Source organism: Cupriavidus sp. 8B (genome assembly GCF_054589115.1).
The window spans coordinates 78,786-100,278 of record NZ_BAAILO010000380.1 but is presented as its reverse complement, the minus strand read 5'-3'; the positions used below and the strand labels follow the sequence as shown (position 1 = coordinate 100,278).

Genomic DNA, 21,493 nt, shown 5'->3' with positions numbered 1-21,493 from the left:
CATCGCCAGCGCAACCGCCTGGGTCTGGCTATCTCAGGCACGTTTGCTCGTACGCCGATTGACCAATGCCTGAATTTGTCCTCACCCTCTTTGCCGCGCAAAGAAAAGTGACCGGCAGCCCCCGCAGGGGGATGTCGTACGGCACTTGGGTGCAAAAGCCAACACCGCAAAAAAATCACCAACTAAGCAGCAAGAGCCAACGGTTCTGCCCTTGCCCCCAATCACCCAACACCATATCAATCAATAGACGCCCCAACACTCTTCACCACTCCCGCCCACTTCTGCCGATCCGCCTTCACAGTGCCGCGGAACTGCTCGACCGTCTCGATCCGTGGCGAATTGCCTGCCTCGATCAGCTTCTGCCGGATCGCCGGCGTTTCCAGCGCGACCTTGACCGCATCATTGATCTTCTTGCTGATCTTGGGGTCGAGCCCCTTGGGACCGAAGAAGCCAAACCAGATGGTGCTGTTGAAGCCAGGCAAGGCGCTCTCGGCGATGGTAGGCACTTCGGGAATCACCGCCACATGGTTCTTGGTGGTGACGCCAAGCAGCCGCACCTTGCCAGCGCGATATTGCGGCAACACGCTCTGCACCTGATTAAAAATGCAGCACACCTCCCCCTTGAGCACGGCCTGCAGCGCATCGGGCCCGCCCTTGTATGGCACGTGGACCATATCCAGGCCGGCGCGCGCGTTGAACTCCGCAAAGGCCAGGTGGGTGCCGGTCCCGTTGCCGGTCGACGCATAGTTGTACTTGCCGGGGTTGGCCTTGACCTTCTCGATGAACTCCTTGACCGACTTCACGTCGATCACGGCGGGGTTCACGGTCAGCACGTTGGAGACTTCGACCAGCGGCGCCACGGGCGTGAAATCGGCTTCGGCGTCGAACGGCAGGCTCTTGTACAGGGCCGGGTTGATGCCGTGCGTGGCCGCGGTGCCGAGCAGCAGCGTGTAGCCATCGGGCTTGGCATGCGCCACCACTTCGGAGGCGACATTGCCGCCGGCGCCGGGGCGGTAGTCATAGATGATGGTGGCCTTGAGCGACTTCTGCAGCGATTCCTGCAGCGTGCGGCCAACCATGTCCACGCCGGAGCCAGCGGTAAAGCCCATCAGGATGGTGATCGGCTGGGTCGGCCACGCCGGGTCCTGCGCGCGGGCCGGCGCGGCCACCATGCTCAGCGCGGCCAGCAAGCCAAGGCCGGCGGCCAGGCGGGAAGCACGGGACGAATGGAAAACGTGCGAGATGCGGCGGGTAGCTGTGCGGAACATGGGGGGTACCGTCGAAAAAAGAATGCGGGTCGGGGCTGCCGGCCGGGGTCTGGCGCCCCGGGTCAAGACAGCAAGATACCAACGATCCGCCGCATTACCAACGATGGAGTTCGCTTGAAGGTATGCCATGTTGGTATAAGCAGACATGGGGCGGAACCCCGGTGCCATCCCGATCGACCCGGCCGACGGAAGCACCCCTTGCGCCCCTAGCTGCGCAGCAGCCCCACCAGTTCGTCGATGTCCGGCAGCGCTGCCGCCGTGCCGATAAAGCCGGCCCCGCCGTCCTCGCCCGCCTCCAGGATCCCATCGGCCAGCGCGCGCTTGCCGTGATGCAGCGTGAGAATGCGTTCCTCGATGGTCCCCGCGCTGATCAGGCGGTAGACCGTCACCGGGCGCTGCTGCCCGATGCGGTGGGCGCGGCCCATGGCCTGGTCCTCTGCCGCCGGGTTCCACCAGGGGTCGGCGATGATCACGTAGTCGGCAGCCGTCAGGTTGAGGCCGAAGCCGCCCGCCTTCAGGCTGATCAGGAAGACATCGCCCGCGCCGGCCTGGAACGCCGCCACGCGCCGCGTGCGCTCGGCCGCCGGCGTGGCGCCGTCGAGGTATTGCCAGGCGAGGCCGGCCGCATCGAGCCCCCGGCGCAGCAACTGCAGGAAATCGACGAACTGGCTGAAGACCAGCGTCTTGTGACCGTTGGCGGCCAGTTCGCCCGCCAGTTGCACGAAGGCGCGCACCTTGGCGCCCTCCTGCCCGAGTTCCAGTTCCAGCTCGGGCGTGACCAGGCGCGCGTCACAGGCGGCTCGGCGCATCCGCATCAGTTGGGCCAGCACATGGATGCGCGCCTCGGCCGCGGGCTGGCCGGCGGCGGTCTTGCGAGCCTTCGGGCCTTTGACCACGGCCTCGGCTTCGGCCAGCGCCTGGCGGCGCAGCGCTTCGTAGTGGGCCGCCTCGATCGGGTCCTGCTCGATGCGCAACACCAGTTCGGTGCGCGGCGGCAGTTCGTCCAGTACCTGGGCCTTGGTCCGGCGCATGACGAACGGCGCGATCATGCGGCGCAGCCGCTGGGCCGCCTCGCGCACGCCATTGCGCTCGATCGGCACCGCGAAGTGCTCGTTGAAGCGGACCAGCGAGCCGAGCAGGCCGGGGTTGCAAAAGCGCATGATCGACCACAGCTCGGCCAGCCGGTTTTCCACCGGCGTGCCAGACAGCGCCATGCGGAAATCGGCCCGCAGCTCGAACACCGCCTGCGAGCGCTTGGTGGCGGCGTTCTTGAACGCCTGCGCCTCGTCGGCCACCACCGTGTGCCACTCGCGCTGGCAGAAGGCGTCGCGCGCCTGCAGCAGCAACGTGTAAGAGACGATCACCACGTCATGTGGCCCGGCCTGTTCCAGCAAGGCCGCGCGCTCGCCCTCGGCATAGATGTGCACGCGCAGCGTCGGCGCGAAGCGCCTTGCTTCCTCGGCCCAGTTGCCGCACACCGAGGTCGGCGCGATCACCAGCGCAGCGCCGCCGTCGGCACGCGCCAGCATCACCGCCAGCGCTTGCAGCGTCTTGCCCAGCCCCATGTCGTCGGCCAGGCAGGCGCCAAAGCCGGCCTCGGCCAGCGACATGGCCCAGCGGTAACCGTCTTCCTGGTAGGGCCGCAGCTCGGCGGCCAGGTTGGGCGGCAACACCGCGTCGCTATTGCGCGCCCGGCGCAGCCGCGCCACGCGCTGGCGGAAATGCTGGTCGGGGTCGATTCCCGCGCCGGCCAGCACGTCGTCCAGCCAGGGCGCCGCCATCAGCGGCACCTTGATGCCGTCGGGCACGTTGTGGGCGACGCTCGCCAGGTCGCGCAACCGCGCGCACAGGCTGCGCGTGAGCGCCACATAGACACCCTGCCCCATCGGCATGAAGCGCCCGGCATGGCTGCCGGCCCAGGCCAGCAACTGGCCGAGCTGCAGCACCAGCCCCTCGGCCACGCTCAGCTCGCCGGCCAGCTTGAACCATTCGCTCTCGGTTTCGATGTGCACCGCCAGTTGGGGGATGTCGGCGCCCACCACGCGGATTTCCTTGCCCCGGGGCCATTCCACCGCCAGCACGCCGGGCAGCCCGGGCAACTGCTCGACCACCGACAAGGCTTCCTCCGGGTCGGCCAGGGTCCAGTCGTATTCGCCGCTTTCCGGCGAGCGCGGCACCAGGAAGGGCAGCGCGTCGAAGACTTCGGTCACGTGGGCCAGCTCGGCCTTGAGCTCGCGCACCGTGGCCAGGCTTTCCCCATTGACCGCCGCCATCAGGCGCTCGCGCCCGTTGCCCGGGGCCAGCCGCGGCCCGAGCGGGCCCAGCGGGGTGACCACCAGCCGCAGGGCCAGGCCTTCGCCCAGCGGCGATAGTTCGGCGCGCAGCCGGCTCTCGGTCTCGAGTTCGCGGGCGCTGCCATCGTGGTCGGAGTGCACCTGGAAATGTCCCGACAGCGCGCGCAGTGTGGCGTCGAGCTGGGCATGCGCCTCGGCCGGCACGGCCAGCCCGTCGGCGATCAGCTGCGCCGCGCCCTGCTGCGCCGGCGTGAGCCGGATCACGCGCAGGCGCTGCGAGCCTTCGCGCAGCACGGTGATCTGGCGCAAGGCTTCGGCATCGGCGCGGCTGCCGGCGGGCAGGAAGCTGTCCATGGCTGGGGCCTCGCGCACCGGGGGCGAGACCCGCAAGGTGTAGCGGCCGCCCTGGCGCACCACTTCCAGCGTGGGCGCGCCCTCCACCACTTCCAGCGTCTGCTCGGGGGCCTGCGCCAGCACCACGCCCGGATGCCCGACCAGCGCCAGCATGGCGGCGGCGCGATCGAGCACGTAGCGCCGGTGATAGGACTGGTCGCGGCGAACCGCACGGGCCACGCGGGCGTCCCACGGCTCGAGCCGGTCGTCTTCGGCCAGGCGGGCCAGCGGCACGGGACGCGGCTTGTTCCAGCCGCGCGGGCCGCGCTGCTGCTCCAGCGGCTCGATGGTGCCGACCGCGCCATCGGCGTCGATCGTCAACGCCCACAGCAGGCGGCTGGCGCTAGCGCCGTCGGGCGCGCGCGTCTCGCCCGCGAGGGCTTGCAAAGCCTCGAGCGCAAGCCGCCAGCTTTCCTGGCGCTGGCCGGCGAAGAAGGTCTCCGGCACGGGTTCGCCGGCTTCAAGCGCCAGGGCGGCATCCAGTTGCTGGATGAACCAGTGATGGCCGCAGGCCTGCAGGCGCTCGCGCAGCGCCGCGATGGCTTCGGCACGGGCGGCTGCCGGCTGGCGCCGGCCGCTGGCCTGCGCCACATCGCCGGCCCATGCGCGCAGCAGCACGCGCCAGAACTGCGCGAGCGGCGGCACCTCGGGGCGCAATTCGAACGCGGCTTCGTCCAGGCGCGCTTCGCCCTTATGCACCGCCAGCACGTGGCACCACAGCCCCCAGCGCTCGGTGGGCTGCGGGCTGCGCGTGCCCGCTTCCGCCTGGCAGAACTTGCGGGCTTGTTCGAGGTGGGCGGGCGTGCGCTGGGCCAGCAACGACAGCGGGTAGCAAGGCGCCAGCGCAGCCGGCAGCAATCCGGTGCGCCGGCCGAGCTGCGCCCTGAGGCGCCTCAGTGCGGTCTCGAACCCCGCCTGCGCGGCCGCCCAGTCGCCGTCCCCGACCTCGGCGAAGGCGCGCAGCGCCGGCCCGAAACCGTTGCCCGGCGCGGCATCCGGGGCAGACGAGGCGGACGTGGCAGAAGGCGCCACCGCCGCCATCGCACGCTGGCGCTCTTCGCCGTACAGCAAGCCTTCTGCGAACGCCGCGCGCAATGAAGCCGGAAGCGCCGCGAATTCGGCGGCCCGCCCCGCCTGCATGGCAGCCAGATAGTCGAGGTAAGGCCGCAGGCGCGGGTCCCAGTCAGCGCACAGCGCATTCAGCGCCGCCTGCAGGATGCGCCATCGCCACGCCGGCACCACGCGTTCGAGCGCTGCGGGATCGTCGTTCCCATACGCCACGGACAGCAGGATGCGGGGCAGGCTGGGACCTATCTCCCACGGCGCCACCAGGGCGTCGATCTCCGCCTGCGCGGCCCCCGAGAACAGCGTCTCGCGCAACTGCGCGGCACGCCTGGACCCATGCGGATCGAGGTGGAAGGCGATAGGTCCGGACGACGGCGGTAGGGTCACAGGTGGCAGTGGCGGCATACACAATGTGACGATTTTAGACCCCCGCGGACCCGCGGCCGCGTTGGCACAGGGGGTCCCGGGGTTTACAATGTCTTTTTTGCATTGCTGACGGCGCTCAGGGAGAGAACCATGTCAATGGCGGATCGCGACGGAAAAATCTGGATGGACGGCAAGTTGATCGAATGGCGTGACGCCAAGATCCATGTGCTGACCCATACCTTGCATTACGGCATGGGCGTGTTCGAGGGCGTACGCGCCTACAAGACGCCGGCCGGCACCGCGATCTTCCGCCTCAAGGAACACACCCGCCGCCTGTTCAACTCGGCCAAGATCTTCCAGATGCAGATGCCGTTCGACGCGGCTACGCTGGAAGCGGCGCAGCGCGAGGTGGTGAAGGCCAACCAGCTCGAGTCCTGCTACATCCGCCCGCTGGTCTGGATCGGCTCGGAAAAAATGGGCGTCTCGGCCAGGGGCAACACCATCCACGTGGCCATTGCCGCGTGGCCGTGGGGCGCCTACCTGGGCGAGGAAGGCCTGGAGCGCGGCATCCGCGTCAAGACCTCTTCCTTCACCCGCCACCACGTCAATGTGTCGCTGGTGCGGGCCAAGGCCAGCGGCTACTACATCAACTCGATCCTGGCCAACCAGGAAGCCACCAGCATGGGCTACGACGAAGCCCTGCTGCTGGATACCGAAGGTTACGTCAGCGAAGGCTCGGGCGAAAACGTGTTCGTGGTGCGCGACGGCGTGATCTATACGCCTGACCTGGCCTCGTGCCTGGACGGCATCACCCGCGACGCCATCCTCACCATCGCCCGCGATCTCGGCATCGAGGTGCGCGAGAAGCGCATCACCCGCGACGAGGTGTACTGCTCGGACGAGGCCTTCTTCACCGGCACCGCGGCCGAAGTCACGCCGATCCGCGAGCTCGACGACCGCGTGATCGGAGAAGGCCGCCGCGGCCCGGTGACCAAGCGCGTGCAGGACGCCTTCTTCTCGGCGGTCGGCGGCACCAATGAGCAATACAAGCACTGGCTGACCGTGGTCTGAAACCACCCCGGGACCCGGAAACTCGCCAGGCAATCACGAACCGCTTAACCAGTCATACTTCAGTCCGTACAAAAGACTAAAGACTAAAACCATCCCCGCAACACCATGACGCAAACCGCCTCCCTGATCGAAATCGGCGCGGAAGACCTTCCGCTGCACTGCCCCACCGGCAACACGCCGACCTGGAACTACCATCCGCGCGTCTTCCTCGACGTGACCGACACCGGCGAGGTGAAGTGCCCGTACTGCGGTACCGTCTACAAGCTCAAGCCCGGCACCGTGATCAAGGGTCACCACTGACACGGCCCACGCTTGACCGCACCACCCCGATGCTCCGGCCCGCCATGCGGCGCGCCGGCGCGTTGGCGTGCGTGGCGCGCGCAGCTTGCGCCACGCCAACCCTTCCGGCAGCGCCCCATTCATGAAAAAAGCCCTCGTCATCGCCCCCAACTGGATCGGCGACGCCCTGATGGCGCAGCCGCTCTTCACCCTCATGAAAGCGCGCCATCCGCGCCTGCAGATCGACGCCCTCGCCCCTAAATGGGTGGCGCCGGTGCTGGCCCGCATGCCCGAGATCCACCAGGTCTTCCCCAGCGAACTGGCGCACGGCAAGCTGCAGCTCTCGGCACGGCTGATGTTCTCCCAGCAGCTCAAGAACGAAGGCTACGACGCGGCCTATGTGCTGCCGAACTCGCTCAAGTCCGCGCTGATCCCCTGGCTGGCCGGCATCCCGCTGCGCGTCGGCTATCGCGGCGAGGCCCGCTTCGGCCTGCTCAATATCCGCCATGGCAATCCGCCCCGCGACCAGCGCCCGCCCATGGTGGAGCACTACGCGCGGCTGGCGCTCAAGCCCGGCGCCCGCCTGCCGGCGAACCTGCCCGAGCCGCGCCTGCGGACCGACCCGGTGCGCATGGCCAAGACCGCGGAGCGCTTCGGCATTGCCCCGCAGACGCGCCTGATCGCCTTCTGCCCGGGCGCGGAGTTCGGCCCCGCCAAGCGCTGGCCGGCCGCGCACTTCGCCGAGCTTGCGCAGATGCTCAAGCGCTCGTTCCCGTATGCGCAGATGGTCACCCTGGGCTCGCCCAAGGACGCCGAGATCGCCGACGAGATCGTCAAGGGCGCGCCCTTCGTGCGCAACCTGTGCGGCCAGACCTCGCTGGACGATGCCGTGGACCTGCTGGCCATGTCGGAAGCGGCTGTCTGCAACGACTCCGGCCTGATGCACGTCACCGCGGCGCTGAACCGGCCACAGGTGGCGGTGTTCGGCTCCAGTGACCCGCGCCATACACCCCCGCTGTCGCAGGCTGCGAGTATCATGTGGCTGCAGCTCGAATGCAGTCCGTGCTTCAAGCGCGAGTGCCCGCTTGGCCACCTGCGCTGCCTGAAGGACATCGAGCCCGAAATGGTGTTTGTGGAGCTGCGCAAGCTCCTGCACCGGGCCTGAAGCGCTGACCCGCCGTTCGTGTTTATCCGGCCAACGAATCCCTGAGCCCAGTCCACCATGCCGCGTTTTGCCCGCCTGTTCGATTCCGCCGAAGACATCGTCGAAGCCTTTCGCGAGGCCATGAAGCTGCGCGATGCCGACGGCGCGCTGCGCCTGTGGCTGGATGAAGACTCGGTTACCTGCGTGATGCCGGACGGCCAGCGCCTGATCGGCCATGAGCACCTGCGCCAGGCCTTCGCGCAGTTGCTGGACGTACAGCCGGTGCTGATCGACGTGATCGAGACCAGCAGCCATACCTCGATGGGCGTCGCCATCTTCGACGTGACCGAAGCCCTGCGCTTTGGCGACGACCGCGTCGAAGCCGACCTCTACGTGCACACCACCTATGTGCTGATGCAGAACCACGAGGGCTGGCGCCTGGCGCACATCCATTGCAGCCCGGCCAACGCTGCCCAGGTCGCGACCGTGAGCACGGCGCCAGGCCAGGCCCTCCACTAGGATTGGACGCAGCGCGCACGGGCCGGCCAGCCCGTGCGCGCGTCGCATGATCGCCTAAAGCCTTGCAGGCATGAGCCAGCTTCCGCCTTCGCACCACCGGCCCGCACCGGACGACATCCGCGCCGCCTCCTCGTTCGGCGGCGGCCGCCGCATGCCCTGGTGGCTCGCCGGCGGCCATGCGCAGACCATCATCCCGGCGCGCTTCGCGCAGCGCCCGCCGCGCGTCAGTTTCAAGCGCGAGCGCTGGACCGCCCCGGACGACGACTTCGTCGACCTGGACTGGACCACGCACCCGGTCACGCCCGATACCCCGCTGCTGGTGATGTTCCATGGCCTGGAAGGCGACTCCGGCAGCCATTACGCGCAGGCCCTGATGCATGCGCTGGCGGCGCGCGGCTGGCAGGGCGTGATCCCGCACTTTCGCGGCTGCTCGGGCGAGCTGAACCTGGCGCCGCGCTTCTATCACTCCGGCGACGCCGAGGAACTCCACTGGATCCTGGAACGTCTTCACCGCCAATATTGCGGCCACGGGCGCAAGCTGCTGGTGGTAGGCATTTCGCTCGGCGGCAATGCCCTGCTGCGCCTGCTCGGCGAACAAGGCAGCGCCGCGGGCTTTATCAGCGCGGCGGCATCGGTCTCGGCCCCGCTGGACCTGGCCGGCGGCGGCGCGGCGCTGTCGCAGGGCTTCAACATGCTGTACACGCGCATGTTCCTGCAAACCCTGAAACGCAAGTCGCTGGCCAAGCTGAGCCAGTATCCCGGGCTGTTCGACCGCGAGGCCATGCTCGCCAGCCGCGACCTGTACGCGTTCGACAATATCGTGACGGCGCCGCTGCACGGCTTTCGCGATACCGATGACTACTGGGCGCGCGCATCCAGCAAGCCGGTGCTCGGCGAAATCAAAGTGCCCACGCTGGTGCTCAACGCGCGCAACGACCCCTTCCTGCCGGCGCGCCACCTGCCGGGCCCCGCCGAGGTCAGCCCGCAGGTCTGGCTGGAGCAGCCCGAGCATGGTGGTCACGTCGGTTTCATGACACCGCGCGAAGATAGGCTGCGCGCCCTGCCGTTGCTGCCCTATGCGGGGCATATCGAGTGGCTGCCAGCGCGCATGCTGCGGTTTTTCGACGCCGTGGCTTAAGGCCACGGAGAGTGCGGGCCGCGCCTGCGCGACAGGCGTCGCCAGAACGAATGCGAGCGGGGTGCCCGGGCACGGGCGGTCCCGCAAGGAGGCACCGAAGATGGATGAGACAGTCAAGCAAGCCATGGCCCGCTGGCCCAACGTACCCAACTGCTACGGCTGGCTGGCGCTGGACCGGCGTGGGCAATGGCGCATACGCAACGAGTATGCCCAGCAGCACGGCCTGTCCGGCGACCCGATCCGCCACGAGGCGCTGATCGCCTTTATCGAGCGCAACTACCAGCCCGACGAACGCGGCGCCTGGTATTTCCAGAACGGCCCGCAGCGCGTGTTCGTGTCGCTGGCCTATGCGCCGTGGATCGTGCGGCTGCACCAGGGCAAGCTACACACCACCTCGCAGCGTGCCTTCACGCTGCATGGCTGCCATGCGGACGAGCACGGCAATGTGGTGCTGGCGGGCACGGTGGAAGGCGAGAGCGGCGGCGGCCTGCAGGCCGCGCTGCTGCACGACCATGATCTCGATGGCTTCAGCAGCGCCTGCACCTGGCACGGCGAGGCCTGCGGCGGCAACCTCGGCGTGTTTCATTTCAATGGCGCCGACGTGCAGGTCGAGCCGATCGCAGAGGACGAAGTGCCGGCGCGCTACGGCTTTGTGCGCCAGCCGCAACCGCCCGCGGGGGAACAGGCTGCCTGAGTGACGGCGCCAGTGCGCCATCGCGTCAGTTAGGCATGCCCTTGTTGTCCTGCTTTTCCTCGCGGTACTGGCGCTCCAGCTGGTGCAGCCGCGCATCGACTTCCGACAGCGTGTAGAAATCGCCGTCGCCCGCCTTGCGCGCGATCTGCAACTGCTCGATGGCGGCCTGGTAGGCGCCATCCACCGCGTATTTCTCCGCCAGCGCCTGGTGTTGCTGCACCCGCCGGCCCTGCGCGGCGTAGGCCCGCGCCAGCATGTCCCACCACTCGGAGCGTGCGATCTCCTCACGCGTGCGCTCGCGCAGGAAGGTCACTGCCTGGTCCATCCGGCCGGCGCCGAGCAAGGTCGCGGCATAGCTCAGCGCCACCGCGTGCGACAACGGGAACGCTTTCATCGACGCCACCGCCTGGTTCAGCGCGTCCTGCTGGCGTCCCTGCGCGCGCGCCAGCTCGATCGCCATCACATCCAGCATGGGGCTGCCCGAGGTAGCGCTTGGGATCGTGCCGTACAAGCGGCGGGCTTCGGCCAGCGACTGCTCGGCCGCGGCGTTGCGGCCCAGCCGCTGCTCGGCGAACGCGATGCCGTAGTAAAGCGCAGGCAGGCGCGCCGGCGAGGCTGCCGCCAGCTGCGTCTGCAGCGCCGCGCGCGCGTTCTGCAGATCGCTCGGCGTGGTTTCCTGCAGGATGCGGGAGCGCATCCGCGCGAACTCATACTCAGGCGTGCTCGCCACGCGGCGCACGGCCACATGGCTCACGCGGTCCTGCATGTCGGCGATCCGCTCGGAGGTAAGCGGGTGGGTGCGCACATACGACGGCATCGAGCTCTCCGAAATCCCCACCACGCGCTGCAGCCGCTTGAAGAAGTCGGGCATGCCCTGGGGGTCAAACCCCGCCGCGGTCATGATCTGGAAGCCGACCCGGTCCGCCTCGCGCTCGGCGCCGCGCGAGAAAGACAGCTGGTTGGACACCGCCGCAGCCTGCCCGCCCATGGCCAGCGCCGCGGCCGCGTCGCCGCTCTTGGTGGCGGCCAGCCCGGCCAGCACCATCGAGGCCAGCGCGATCCACATCGACTGGTCCTGCGTGGTGATGCCGCGCGCGATATGCCGCTGCATCACGTGGCCGATTTCGTGGCCGAGCACCGAGGCCAGCTCGGATTCGGTATCGGACTGCACCAGCAGGCCGGTGTGCACACCGATATACCCGCCGGGCAGCGCAAAAGCGTTGATGCTGCGGTCGCGCACCGCGAACAGCTCGAAGCCCGTGGCAAAGGTGCCGGCGCCGGTGGAGCCGGAGATGTTTTGCCGGCGCGCCGCCTGCACCAGCCGATAGCCAAGCGCGTTCAGGTAGTCGGCCAGCAGCGCGTCGGACACGTAGTCCGGATCGCGCCGGATCTCGCGCATGATGCGGTCGCCCAGGCGCCGCTCCATGTCGGGCGTGAGCGACGCGGTGGACGGATCGCCCAGGTCGGGCAGCTGCACGCCGGAGGTCTCCACCACGGTGTTGTTGCTGCGCAGGCCAAAATCGGATTTCTGCCCCGCCTTCACGCTGCGGTTCAGGTTGTCATAGACCTGGTCGCCGCCGTCGCGGCTGTCGCTCTCCGGCGCCGCCGCCGCCGCCGCCGCCGCGGTACGCGTGGGGTCGTTCAGCAGCAGGCGTTGCTGGGGCCAGGCGGGCAGCGCGATCGTCAGCGCCACCAGCGCCGCGAGCGAGCGGCGGCCAAGGCCCCCGGGAGGCCTGGAAGACATGAGGCGCGCCCGTCGGGCGGGCAAGGTGAGCGCTCCGGCGAGCGTTTGGTTCTTACGCATGTTGCTATGATAGCGGCCTGCGGAAGCCATTCCCATCGGGCGTCGCCCGGTCTTGCCACGCACCGCCCCGGCATACGCGGCAAGCGCATCCGTCACGCATTCATTCCCGCCATCCGCCAGGTCCACGCCATGAGCCAGCTCACCCATTTCGATTCCGCCGGACAAGCCCATATGGTCGACGTCGGCGCCAAGGCGCACAGCCACCGCGTGGCCATCGCCACCGGCACCATCACCATGCTGCCCGCCACCTTTGCGCTGGTGCGCGACGGCACGGCCAAGAAGGGCGACGTGCTAGGCATTGCGCGCGTGGCCGCCATCATGGCCACCAAGCGCACCTCCGACCTGATCCCGCTATGCCACCCGATCTCGCTCACCAAGGTGGCGGTGGACTACACGCTGGACGAGGCCAGCGCCACCATCCGCTGCACCGTGCGCACCGAAACCCACGGCCAGACCGGTGTGGAGATGGAAGCGCTGACCGGCGTGCAGGTGGCGCTGCTGACCATCTACGACATGTGCAAGGCGGTCGACCGCGGCATGGTGATGGGCGACGTGAAGCTGCTGGAGAAGCATGGAGGGAAGTCGGGGGATTGGGTCTCAGGCACCTGAGCAGGACGTCCGGCACGCACCGCATGTGCCTGATCCGCATCGCCACCGCGAGTCGCCTTTCTTACCAAACCTGACACAGTCTTACGCCAGAGCCGCTTCCGCTGTAACAAGCGTAACGCCGCATTTCGCCAGCAGGCGTCACATCGCGGGCTACGGCAAATTGGTATTCAATGCAATCTAGGGGGCGCGAACTGCGCCGCCGGCGGGACCACGTTCCGCGTCGATCCAAGGTGGGCAACATGAACGGGCGTAGGGTTGGCCAGCTCTTGCTGGTGTTGGCAGCGCTGGGCGCGAGCGGTACCGCGCTGGCGGGAAGAGGCGGCGGCTGGCACGGTGGTGGCGGATGGCACGGCGGCGGTGGCTGGCACAGCAGCGTAGGCGTCTACATCGGTCCCGGATTTGGCTACGGATACGGGTGGGGCTACCCCTACCCGTACTACTACCCGCCCGGCTACGCCTACGGTCCCGCGGTCGTCGGGGTACCTGTGTCGCCGCCGCAATACATCGAGCAGGGCCAGGACGGCACGATGGAAATGGACAGCGGCGGTGTCGCGGCACCCGTGCCCCAGCAGCAGGCGTTTTGGTATCGCTGCGCGCGGCCGGATGGCTACTACCCGTACATCAAGGCTTGTCCCGGCGGCTGGCATAAGGTGCCGGCACAGCCACCCGCCTAGCGTCTGACGCCTGGCAGGGCAGGTACGCTGAATGCCCGAAACGCCCACGGCGCGGCGAGCAATCGAAGACCAAGGTATCGAGGTGCCGAGATGAAAGTCCTTAACCACGTCAACCGCCCCAGCCTGCCAATCCTGCTGAGCCTGCCGCTCGCGGCGATGGTGCTGGCCGGGTGCGCCGTGATGCCCAATGGCCCCAGCGTGATGGTGCTGCCGGGCACCGGCAAGAACTTCGACCAGTTCCGGGCCGACGACAATAGCTGCCGCCAGTACGCCTTTGGCCAGGTAGGGGGTGTGACCGCCAACCAGGCGGCCACCAATAGCGCGGTAGGCAGCGCCGTGGTGGGCACCGCGCTGGGCGCGGCGGCCGGGGCGGCCTTCAATGGCGGCTCGGGCGCGGCGGTGGGCGCAGGTGTCGGCCTGCTCACCGGCGCGGCGGTCGGGGCAGGCAATGCCCAATATGCCGGCTACGGCAGCCAGCGTCAGTACGACACAGCGTATGTGCAATGCATGTACGCAAGCGGCAACCGGGTGCCGGTCTACGGGCGCATGGCCTCAACCCCGCGTCCGGCTGCCGCGCCGACGTACTACTATCCGCCGCCCCCGCCCCCGGGCTACGCGCCGCAATAGCCCTGGGTGGCGCGGCCCGGCTCAGGGACGCTCACTCTGCTTTGTGTTTGGCGCGCAGCTGCACCCAGTCGCAGAAATCCCGCGGCCGCGCCGCGGCGTCGACTTCAGCGCAGCCACGGGCGAGTGCCGCGAACTGGTTAGCCTCATCCCCCGCGAAGTAAAAGCGCAGGCGCTCCAGCCATGCACGGGCCTGTACCGGGTCACCGGTCAGCGCCATCAGCCAGGCAGTGCGCGAGATCAGCGTCGGCGTCGGCAGCAGGTGCACCGCGGCGATATGGGGCCCGAGCAACTGCGCCGCGTTCTCCGGCGTGATCTTCGCCTCCTCGATCGCGTCCGACGCGGCCGCTTGCCGGAACCAGAAGTTCGGCATCGGCAGTGCGGCCCGGCGCTCGGCGCGTGCGTACTCGCGCGCCTCGGCACGCCGGTAGTCTTGCCACATGGTGGCCAGGATGGCCGCCGCCACGCCAGCGAATACCACGCCCGCCAGCACGGCAAACCTGCGCGGCACGCGCAGGCGGCCGAAGCCCGATGGCTCCAGCCAGCCCAGCAAGAAGCAGAACGGCAGCACGAAATACAGGTAGTGCAGCGGGTACTCCAGCATGGAATGCGCACACAGCATCGCCAGCCAGGCCAGCACCAGCCCCGTCTGCGCGCGCTCGGGCGCATCCCCGCGCCACAAGCGCTGGCGCGCCACGCGCCATAGCCATGCCAGCAGGCTCAGGAACACACCCGCCGCGCCGATCACGCCCGTCTTGGCCAGCATGTCGAGCACAGCATTGTGCGCATGCAGCGACATCTCCACTTTCACGCCCACCTGCGCGAGCTGCTGGAACTGTGCCCAGCCGTATTCGCCCCAACCCACCCCAAGCCACGGATGCGCGCGGAACATCGCCCACGCATGCGTCCACATCGCGGCGCGCCACGAGAGCTGGTCGGCCCCCTGCATCTGCGCCACGGTATCGAAAAGGCGCCAGTCCATTGCCTGCCCGGCGCTCTTGATCGCCGGCTGCAGGATCAGCAGCATCACCACCATGGCCACCGCGGCAAACGCCAGCCCCGCGGGCCGCCGCATGGGGTTGCGCCCAGCGTGGCCGGCGCGCTGCATGGCACCCGCGAATCCGCCCGGGTCGCCCGGACCGCCAAACGCCGCCCCGCCCCGCGCCAGCCAGGCAGCGACCAGCGCATAAATCGAAGCCAGCCCCACGTGCAGCACGCCCGTGCGCGAGCCGGACAGCACGATGCCGCTCACCAGCAGCAACGCCGCCGCCAGCCAGGCCGGCGCCCGCAACCACCCGCGCGCCGCCAGCCAGACCCCCGCCGCCAGCGCGATGCCGGCAACCGTAGCCTGGTGGTTTGGCTGGTTCAGGTTGCCCCACAGGCGGCGGTTGTCGTCGTAAAAGTAAGTGGACACCATCCCCAGCGTGTCCGGCTCCAGGCCGAATACCTGCACCCACTGTGCCAGCGTGCCCAGCAACCCGGCCACCAGCCAGGCGATGGCCAGCACATCGACCATCGTCTGGCGCTCCACGGGCGTTGCGGCACGGCCCTGGCGCCAGGCTGTCCACATCACCGCGCCAGCCAGGGCCAGCGATAGCTCGGTGATCAGCCGGCTGCCCGACACATCGGCCATGCCGGTCAGCGTTTGCGTGACACCGGTGGCGATCAGCCAGAGGGGGAAAAGGAGGATCCAGGGGAATTGGGCGGGAGCAGCGTTGTAGGCCGTGCTTCTGCCCTGCCGCAGCGCCGGGGCGCCCAGAAGGATGACAGCGAGCGCGAACAGCAATGCCGAGGTCCATTCGCCGTAGAAGGTGGCGAGGGGGAGCGTGTGCCGGGAGACCAGTAGCGGCAGCGTGACGGCTACCGCGAGGAAGCTGAGAGGGATGGCTGACCGGGAGGGCAGCATGTGGGGCGCCTTGTTATGCCTTTTGGGCCGAAGGCGGATGATAGCTTGGAGAGTGGGTAAAGAAAAAGCGCCCGAAGGCGCTCTCTTGGGCAACAAAGCGTTTATCAGACGCCGGTTTGAGCCTTACTGCAACCGGCACCGGAAGTTGCAGCCCCCCAGGTCACGGCGGCAGGCGTGATGGTCGGTGTGACAGTCACTTTACAAGTTGCGCCCAGCGCGCCGGCAGCCGTAATCACAATTGCCCCAGCCGTGTAAGCCACAGTCCCATTCGTTGGCGTCGGCATCGCGGTGAACCCGCCGCCGCCAGCGCTCGCCAGCCCGGCAGCGCCTGACGCGTCGCATGGGCTGGCCACGGCCGTCTGCGCATTATTTTGGATGCACTCCGCAATTGCCTGCTTAAGACTGGCGATGGACGTGATGTTGTCTGCCCAACGCGCACGCGTCACGTAGTCCTGATACTGCGGAATAGCGATCGCAGCCAAGATACCAATAATCGCAACCACGATCATCAGTTCGATCAGCGTGAAGCCCTTCTGAGCTCGGCGGCCCAGTTTTTTCAGTTGTTGAACCCGTTGTTGCATGATTGACCCCTCGAAGGAATTTTGGATACAAATAGAAACATTTTGTTTCATGTGATGCTGTAAGTTCTTAGCAGTTAGCGTGCCAGCGCCGACAAGCCTTGATGTCTCGTCGGCGAGTGACAATTTTCGCCACTTAGGACCATTCCTAACGCTGATCAGGCGCAAATTTTGTCACTAAGTATGACGCGGAGGGTCAGTAAACCGCTGTTCTGGCTTAAGTCAGTCTGCAACCGCACTGAAGTCACAGCCATGTTTGCTGCATGCCCTGCACTACAGCCCAAAAACAAAACGGGCGGCTCCCGGGCCACCCGTCTGTCTAGTGGCGCCCCAACGGGGCGCCATCTCACCTGTAATCCCGTCCTAAGACGGGTCAAAGCCTATCAGGCCGTCTGTGGCGCTCGCCTATTTAGCAGCTTGCCAACCACCACCACCAGCGCGGCGCCGATCGCGCCAAACACCAGGTGGGCATGCGGCACATGCATTTCGAACCACGCAGCGTCCACCGGGTCGCTGACCAGCATTTCACCCGCGAGGTAACCCAGCAGCGCGGCGCCCAGCACGATGATGATGGGGAAGCGGTCCATGACCTTCAGCAGGATGGTGCTGCCGAACACGATCAGGGGGATCGACAGGCCCAGGCCCAGGATCAGCAGCATCAGCTGGCTGCCTTCCGGTCCCTTCTGCGCGGCGGCGGCTACGGCCACCACGTTGTCGAGCGACATCACCAGGTCGGCGATCAGGATGGTGCGGATCGCGGCCCAGATATTGTCCTTGGCCGAGTGGCCTTCTTCGTCGTCGTCGCCGGTGAGCAGTTGCACGCCGATGTAGACCAGCAGGATGGCGCCGACGATCTTCAGGTACGGCAGGCTCAGCAGCTTGACCGCGGCTACCGTCAGCACCACCCGCATGATGATGGCGGCGGCGCTGCCCCAGAAGATGGCCTTCTTCTGCTGGGCGGGCGGGAGGTTGCGGGAGGCCAGCGCGATCACCACGGCGTTGTCGCCGGAGAGCACGATGTTGGTCAGGATAATGGATCCCAACGCGATCCAGAAGGCAGTGGAGGACAGCAGTTCCACGGTAAAGCTCCTCGAGTTTCTTAAATTATGATTCTAACGCCACATAGCGCTGCCAAAACCTGCGGCGCCCATGGAATTTCGGATGTCTGAGTCTTCAGACATGAAGATTTACCGTATCAAGCTTTCGATTCGGTTTCAATCGGCATGTCACGCACCTCGGGAGATACCCTAGGTGACGGTACTCCAGAATGACATGCCCCCGCACGAAGGCGGGGGCACGGAGGGTCGATGCGCGGTTGCAGTCATGCGAGCGCGCCGGCCCGGCAATCCTTCCCGCCCGGAAGGCGGGACGGATGCTTATCGGTATTACAGGATCGACTTGAGCAGGCGAGCCATTTCCGACGGGTTCTTGGTGACCTTGATACCGCAGGCTTCCATGATTTCCAGCTTGGCTTGCGCCGTGTCGGCACCGCCCGAGATCAGCGCGCCGGCGTGGCCCATGCGCTTGCCCGGAGGCGCGGTCACGCCAGCGATGAAGCCAACCACCGGCTTCTTCATGTTTTCCTTGATCCAGTAAGCCGCATTGGCTTCGTCCGGACCACCGATTTCGCCGATCATGACCACGGCGTCCGTTTCGGGATCGTCGTTGAACATCTTCATGATGTCGATGTGCTTCAGGCCGTTGATGGGGTCGCCACCAATGCCCACTGCCGACGACTGGCCCATGCCCAGCGCGGTCAGCTGACCCACTGCTTCATAGGTCAGCGTGCCCGAGCGCGACACCACGCCGATGCGGCCCTTGCGGTGGATGTGGCCCGGCATGATGCCGATCTTGATTTCGTCAGGCGTGATCAGGCCCGGGCAGTTCGGTCCCAGCAACAGGGTCTTCTTGTTGCCCTTGGCCATCTTGTCCTTGAGCTCCATCATGTCGCGCACGGGGATGCCTTCGGTGATGCAGACCACCAGGTCCAGGTCAGCGTCAACGGCTTCCCAGATGGCGGCAGCGGCGCCTGCGGGCGGCACGTAGATCACGGACACGGTGGCGCCGGTGGATGCCTTGGCATCCTTGACGCTTGCGTAGATGGGAATGCCTTCGAAGTCTTCGCCGGCTTTCTTCGGGTTCACGCCGGCAACGAAGCAGTTCTTGCCGTTGGCATAGTCGCGGCAGCCACGGGTGTGGAACTGGCCGGTCTTGCCGGTGATGCCCTGGGTAATGACCTTGGTGTCTTTATTAATCAGAATCGACATGCTGTAATCCTTTGCTTGGCTCAAAGCAGCGCGCGAAGGCCTGGCCCCGGCGCGCTGCTGGCGTTCGTGTTCGCGTCTGGCTTACTTGCCCGCGGCAGCAGCCACGACCTTCTGGGCGGCTTCTTCCATGGTATCGGCAGCGATGATGGGCAGGCCCGAGTCGGCCAGCATCTTCTTGCCGATCTCTTCGTTGGTACCCTTCATGCGCACGACCAGCGGCACGGACAGCGACACGGCCTTGGATGCAGCGATCACGCCTTCGGCGATCACGTCGCAACGCATGATGCCGCCGAAGATGTTGACCAGGATGGCCTTCAGGTTCGGGTTCTTCAGCATCAGCTTGAAGGCTTCGGTCACCTTCTCGGTGGTGGCACCGCCGCCCACGTCCAGGAAGTTGGCCGGCTCGCCGCCGAACAGCTTGATGGTGTCCATGGTGGCCATGGCCAGGCCGGCGCCGTTCACCAGGCAGCCGATGTTGCCGTCCAGCGAGATGTAGGCCAGGTCGAACTTCGACGCTTCGATTTCAGCCGGATCTTCTTCGTCCAGGTCGCGGTAGGCGACGATTTCCGGGTGACGGAACAGGGCGTTGGAGTCGAAATTGAACTTGGCGTCCAGCGCGATCACCTTGCCGTCGCCGGTCAGGATCAGCGGGTTGATTTCAGCCAGCGAGGCGTCGGTGTCCCAGAATGCCTTGTACAGGCCTTGCAGGGCCTGGCGGGCTTGGGCAACGCTGGCGTCGGGCACGCCGATCTTGCGGGCGATGTCGTCCGCGTCCGCGTCGAGCAGGCCGGCCGACGGATCGATGATCAGCGTGTGGATCTTTTCCGGGCTGTGGGCAGCGACTTCCTCGATGTCCATGCCGCCTTCGCTGGAGGCCATCAGCGCGACCTTTTGCGAAACGCGGTCAACCACCAGGCTGACGTACAGTTCCTTCTTGATGTCGGCGCCTTCTTCGATCAGCAGGCGGTTGACCTTCTTGCCTTCCGGGCCGGTCTGGTGCGTGACCAGGGTCATGCCGAGGATGTTGGTAGCGTAGGTCTTGACCTCGTCGATGCTCTTGGCCACCTTCACGCCGCCGCCCTTGCCGCGGCCGCCCGCGTGGATCTGCGCCTTGACGACCCATACCGGGCCGCCCAGTTGTTCAGCAGCCTTCAGGGCCTCTTCGACCGAGAACGCGGGGATGCCGCGCGGAACCGGCACATTGTATTTGCGCAGGATTTCCTTGCCTTGGTACTCATGGATATTCATGCGTGTTTCCTTTCGGGTAGGCGTAAAAGTGTGGAGATGGAATCTCGGCGGACTGCAGGCCGGCCTGGCTTAGCCAGAAGTGCCGGTTGACCTGCGGGACATGGCGCCGTCGGCGGGGGCGGCGAGCGCCTCCGCTGGCTGCGCCGCCGGGGTCGATGACCCTTCGGTCTTGATCCTCGGTTTTGGCTGGTGACCATACCAGCGGGGGTAAAACTGGCGTACGACCTCGCCTTCGAAATGCAGGGCATGGCAGCCGTGCAACTGGTAAGGCGGCTCAGTACTGGTATCTTCGGCGCCGCCGTCGCGGATGTTGAACACATCGCCGGCGAATGCCTGGATCGCGGTGGTCGGCAATATGCCGGCCAGCTCGGTCAGGTGGGTGCATCCGGCCACGCCGGACAGGCGCTCTTTCACCGACTTGCGGAAACCCTTCATCAGGTTCAGGCCGATCAGCTTGCGGTAGGCCGGGCCGATGGTGTCGCACTGGCCGGGATAAGGCACCCAGTCGGAACAGGCATCGGCGTCCACGACGTTCATGCGCAGGTCAATGGTGACGCGCAGCCACAAATCGTGCAGCGGCTCGCCCACGGGGCGCACACCGCCGCCGGCCAGCGGAATCTCGCGCGGCTTGGTGTCAGTCAGGCGCGCTTCGATATCCCATAGGCCGTCGTCCCTGACATAGGCCTCCGCCGTGATGGCACGACGGTGACGCAGGGCGCGATTGACGGGCGGGGAAAGCGGCATAACACCAGGCAGGAGCGGGAGAAATGGACGGCTGGGCCGGAAAACCGCAGGATTTTAACATGCCGGACAACCTTGACCGGGAACAAACTGCACGCGGCGCTGTTGCCGGGGATTGTCGAACGACGGGCAGGCCGCGCGTATGCGGGAAAATTGCGGCATTGCAGGGTTGCGGCGAGGTCCGCTGGCAAGGCAGGCACGCTCGGAATACGCCTACTGGCAAAACAGGTATGTGCCCGAAACCGGTGCAGGAAGGTGCAGGACATGGCCGTGACATCACCGCGGCATCACTTGAGGCTGCCACGTCGGCCGACGTCAGTCACTGCCCTCCAGCCATTCATCCGCCCCTTTGATCACCTGGCTCACCACCGTTCGGGAAAAGCCGCGGGCCACCATAAAGCGGATCTGCTTGGCCTTTTCTTCCGGCGTGGCGGGCGGCGTGCCAAAACGCTTTTGCCAGACCGCGCGGCCGCGCTCCAGCTCCGACCCGCGCAGGCGATCCTGCAGGTCGGCCAGCTGATCGCCGCCGAGCTGATGGGTGCGGGCTTCCTGCATCACGCGGGCGGCGCCATAGCGGGCCGCGCGCCGGTGCACCAGGCTGTCGACAAAGCGCGCGTTGGACAGCCAGTTCTCGCGCTCCAGCGCATCCAGCAGTTGCTCGAGGGCCTCTGGAGACTCGGCGTGCGGGGCCAGCTTGCGCGCCAGCTCCGCCCGGCTGTGCTCGCGCCGCGACAGGTAGCCGACGGCGCGGGCTTTCAGGGAGAGAGGAGGACGGGTGGCCATGGGAGAGGAGCGCTCGGCAAAGGCTCGC

19 protein-coding genes are annotated in these 21,493 nt (G+C 67.0%); 9 read left to right on the top strand and 10 right to left on the bottom strand.

The window, feature by feature from the left end; translation table 11 throughout:
• Positions 1 to 236 precede the first annotated feature (236 nt).
• On the bottom strand, positions 237 to 1,268 hold the full coding sequence (locus tag ACYP5B_RS35560) for a Bug family tripartite tricarboxylate transporter substrate binding protein (RefSeq protein ID WP_459572776.1): 1,032 nt from the start codon (positions 1,266 to 1,268) through the stop codon (positions 237 to 239).
• Positions 1,269 to 1,474: 206 nt separating this feature from the next.
• Positions 1,475 to 4,402, bottom strand: a complete 2,928-nt coding sequence (locus ACYP5B_RS35555; protein ID WP_459572783.1) for a DEAD/DEAH box helicase — start codon at positions 4,400 to 4,402, stop codon at positions 1,475 to 1,477.
• A gap of 1,134 nt (positions 4,403 to 5,536) precedes the next feature.
• Here ACYP5B_RS35555 and ACYP5B_RS35550 point away from each other — a divergent pair.
• The 6 genes from ACYP5B_RS35550 to ACYP5B_RS35525 all read left to right on the top strand — a co-directional run bounded on the left by ACYP5B_RS35550 (position 5,537) and on the right by ACYP5B_RS35525 (position 10,231).
• A complete protein-coding gene (locus tag ACYP5B_RS35550) occupies positions 5,537 to 6,457 on the top strand; it encodes a branched-chain amino acid transaminase (protein WP_267605606.1) in 921 nt (306 codons plus the stop codon).
• A gap of 105 nt (positions 6,458 to 6,562) precedes the next feature.
• Positions 6,563 to 6,757 carry a zinc-finger domain-containing protein gene (locus ACYP5B_RS35545; protein ID WP_006158072.1) on the top strand — a complete coding sequence of 65 codons (195 nt, stop codon included), beginning with the start codon at positions 6,563 to 6,565 and terminating at the stop codon, positions 6,755 to 6,757.
• Between the two features lie 121 nt (positions 6,758 to 6,878).
• Positions 6,879 to 7,901, top strand: coding sequence for a lipopolysaccharide heptosyltransferase II (gene waaF, locus ACYP5B_RS35540; protein WP_459572775.1), 1,023 nt, complete (start codon positions 6,879 to 6,881; stop codon positions 7,899 to 7,901).
• Positions 7,902 to 7,958: 57 nt separating this feature from the next.
• Positions 7,959 to 8,399, top strand: coding sequence for a YybH family protein (locus ACYP5B_RS35535; protein ID WP_150991864.1), 441 nt, complete (start codon positions 7,959 to 7,961; stop codon positions 8,397 to 8,399).
• A 70-nt stretch (positions 8,400 to 8,469) separates the two neighbouring features.
• The gene (locus ACYP5B_RS35530; RefSeq protein ID WP_459572774.1) at positions 8,470 to 9,537 is read left to right on the top strand and encodes a YheT family hydrolase; all 1,068 of its coding nucleotides are present in this window, start codon (positions 8,470 to 8,472) and stop codon (positions 9,535 to 9,537) included.
• Between the two features lie 100 nt (positions 9,538 to 9,637).
• A complete protein-coding gene (locus tag ACYP5B_RS35525) occupies positions 9,638 to 10,231 on the top strand; it encodes a DUF2946 family protein (RefSeq protein ID WP_400101335.1) in 594 nt (197 codons plus the stop codon).
• Positions 10,232 to 10,256: 25 nt separating this feature from the next.
• Here ACYP5B_RS35525 and ACYP5B_RS35520 read toward each other — a convergent pair whose 3' ends face one another.
• Positions 10,257 to 11,975, bottom strand: a complete 1,719-nt coding sequence (locus tag ACYP5B_RS35520; RefSeq protein ID WP_459572773.1) for a M48 family metallopeptidase — start codon at positions 11,973 to 11,975, stop codon at positions 10,257 to 10,259.
• A gap of 189 nt (positions 11,976 to 12,164) precedes the next feature.
• On the opposite strand from ACYP5B_RS35520, the gene moaC reads away from it, so the two are divergent.
• The 3 genes from moaC to ACYP5B_RS35505 all read left to right on the top strand — a co-directional run bounded on the left by moaC (position 12,165) and on the right by ACYP5B_RS35505 (position 13,945).
• Positions 12,165 to 12,644, top strand: a complete 480-nt coding sequence (gene moaC, locus ACYP5B_RS35515; protein WP_400101332.1) for a cyclic pyranopterin monophosphate synthase MoaC — start codon at positions 12,165 to 12,167, stop codon at positions 12,642 to 12,644.
• A 239-nt stretch (positions 12,645 to 12,883) separates the two neighbouring features.
• On the top strand, positions 12,884 to 13,318 hold the full coding sequence (locus tag ACYP5B_RS35510; protein WP_459572772.1) for a hypothetical protein: 435 nt from the start codon (positions 12,884 to 12,886) through the stop codon (positions 13,316 to 13,318).
• A gap of 156 nt (positions 13,319 to 13,474) precedes the next feature.
• Entirely contained in the window at positions 13,475 to 13,945 is a 471-nt protein-coding gene (locus ACYP5B_RS35505; protein WP_459572782.1) for a YMGG-like glycine zipper-containing protein, read from the top strand.
• A 31-nt stretch (positions 13,946 to 13,976) separates the two neighbouring features.
• Here ACYP5B_RS35505 and ACYP5B_RS35500 read toward each other — a convergent pair whose 3' ends face one another.
• The 7 genes from ACYP5B_RS35500 to recX all read right to left on the bottom strand — a co-directional run bounded on the left by ACYP5B_RS35500 (position 13,977) and on the right by recX (position 21,465).
• Positions 13,977 to 15,848, bottom strand: a complete 1,872-nt coding sequence (locus ACYP5B_RS35500) for a PglL family O-oligosaccharyltransferase (protein WP_459572771.1) — start codon at positions 15,846 to 15,848, stop codon at positions 13,977 to 13,979.
• Positions 15,849 to 15,952: 104 nt separating this feature from the next.
• Positions 15,953 to 16,429: a pilin gene (locus tag ACYP5B_RS35495; protein WP_459572781.1), complete on the bottom strand. Its 477-nt coding sequence runs from the start codon at positions 16,427 to 16,429 to the stop codon at positions 15,953 to 15,955.
• 380 nt (positions 16,430 to 16,809) lie between these two features.
• Entirely contained in the window at positions 16,810 to 17,505 is a 696-nt protein-coding gene (locus ACYP5B_RS35490) for a TerC family protein (RefSeq protein ID WP_400101328.1), read from the bottom strand.
• A 306-nt stretch (positions 17,506 to 17,811) separates the two neighbouring features.
• A complete protein-coding gene (sucD, locus tag ACYP5B_RS35485; RefSeq protein WP_043343904.1) occupies positions 17,812 to 18,693 on the bottom strand; it encodes a succinate--CoA ligase subunit alpha in 882 nt (293 codons plus the stop codon).
• Between the two features lie 81 nt (positions 18,694 to 18,774).
• Entirely contained in the window at positions 18,775 to 19,941 is a 1,167-nt protein-coding gene (sucC, locus tag ACYP5B_RS35480; protein WP_043343899.1) for an ADP-forming succinate--CoA ligase subunit beta, read from the bottom strand.
• A gap of 69 nt (positions 19,942 to 20,010) precedes the next feature.
• The gene (locus ACYP5B_RS35475; protein ID WP_318236035.1) at positions 20,011 to 20,685 is read right to left on the bottom strand and encodes a DUF2889 domain-containing protein; all 675 of its coding nucleotides are present in this window, start codon (positions 20,683 to 20,685) and stop codon (positions 20,011 to 20,013) included.
• A 312-nt stretch (positions 20,686 to 20,997) separates the two neighbouring features.
• A complete protein-coding gene (gene recX, locus ACYP5B_RS35470) occupies positions 20,998 to 21,465 on the bottom strand; it encodes a recombination regulator RecX (RefSeq protein WP_459572780.1) in 468 nt (155 codons plus the stop codon).
• Positions 21,466 to 21,493: the final 28 nt, after the last annotated feature.

Coding starts and splice junctions, on each gene's coding strand:
- ACYP5B_RS35560 (WP_459572776.1), bottom strand. CDS start 1,268: ATGTTCCGCACAGCTACCCGCCGCATCTCGCACGTTTTCCATTCGTCC.
- ACYP5B_RS35550 (WP_267605606.1), top strand. CDS start 5,537: ATGTCAATGGCGGATCGCGACGGAAAAATCTGGATGGACGGCAAGTTG.
- ACYP5B_RS35545 (WP_006158072.1), top strand. CDS start 6,563: ATGACGCAAACCGCCTCCCTGATCGAAATCGGCGCGGAAGACCTTCCG.
- waaF (WP_459572775.1), top strand. CDS start 6,879: ATGAAAAAAGCCCTCGTCATCGCCCCCAACTGGATCGGCGACGCCCTG.
- ACYP5B_RS35535 (WP_150991864.1), top strand. CDS start 7,959: ATGCCGCGTTTTGCCCGCCTGTTCGATTCCGCCGAAGACATCGTCGAA.
- ACYP5B_RS35530 (WP_459572774.1), top strand. CDS start 8,470: ATGAGCCAGCTTCCGCCTTCGCACCACCGGCCCGCACCGGACGACATC.
- ACYP5B_RS35525 (WP_400101335.1), top strand. CDS start 9,638: ATGGATGAGACAGTCAAGCAAGCCATGGCCCGCTGGCCCAACGTACCC.
- ACYP5B_RS35520 (WP_459572773.1), bottom strand. CDS start 11,975: ATGTCTTCCAGGCCTCCCGGGGGCCTTGGCCGCCGCTCGCTCGCGGCG.
- moaC (WP_400101332.1), top strand. CDS start 12,165: ATGAGCCAGCTCACCCATTTCGATTCCGCCGGACAAGCCCATATGGTC.
- ACYP5B_RS35510 (WP_459572772.1), top strand. CDS start 12,884: ATGAACGGGCGTAGGGTTGGCCAGCTCTTGCTGGTGTTGGCAGCGCTG.
- ACYP5B_RS35505 (WP_459572782.1), top strand. CDS start 13,475: ATGGTGCTGGCCGGGTGCGCCGTGATGCCCAATGGCCCCAGCGTGATG.
- ACYP5B_RS35500 (WP_459572771.1), bottom strand. CDS start 15,848: ATGCTGCCCTCCCGGTCAGCCATCCCTCTCAGCTTCCTCGCGGTAGCC.
- ACYP5B_RS35495 (WP_459572781.1), bottom strand. CDS start 16,429: ATGCAACAACGGGTTCAACAACTGAAAAAACTGGGCCGCCGAGCTCAG.
- sucD (WP_043343904.1), bottom strand. CDS start 18,693: ATGTCGATTCTGATTAATAAAGACACCAAGGTCATTACCCAGGGCATC.
- sucC (WP_043343899.1), bottom strand. CDS start 19,941: ATGAATATCCATGAGTACCAAGGCAAGGAAATCCTGCGCAAATACAAT.
- ACYP5B_RS35475 (WP_318236035.1), bottom strand. CDS start 20,685: ATGCCGCTTTCCCCGCCCGTCAATCGCGCCCTGCGTCACCGTCGTGCC.
- recX (WP_459572780.1), bottom strand. CDS start 21,465: ATGGCCACCCGTCCTCCTCTCTCCCTGAAAGCCCGCGCCGTCGGCTAC.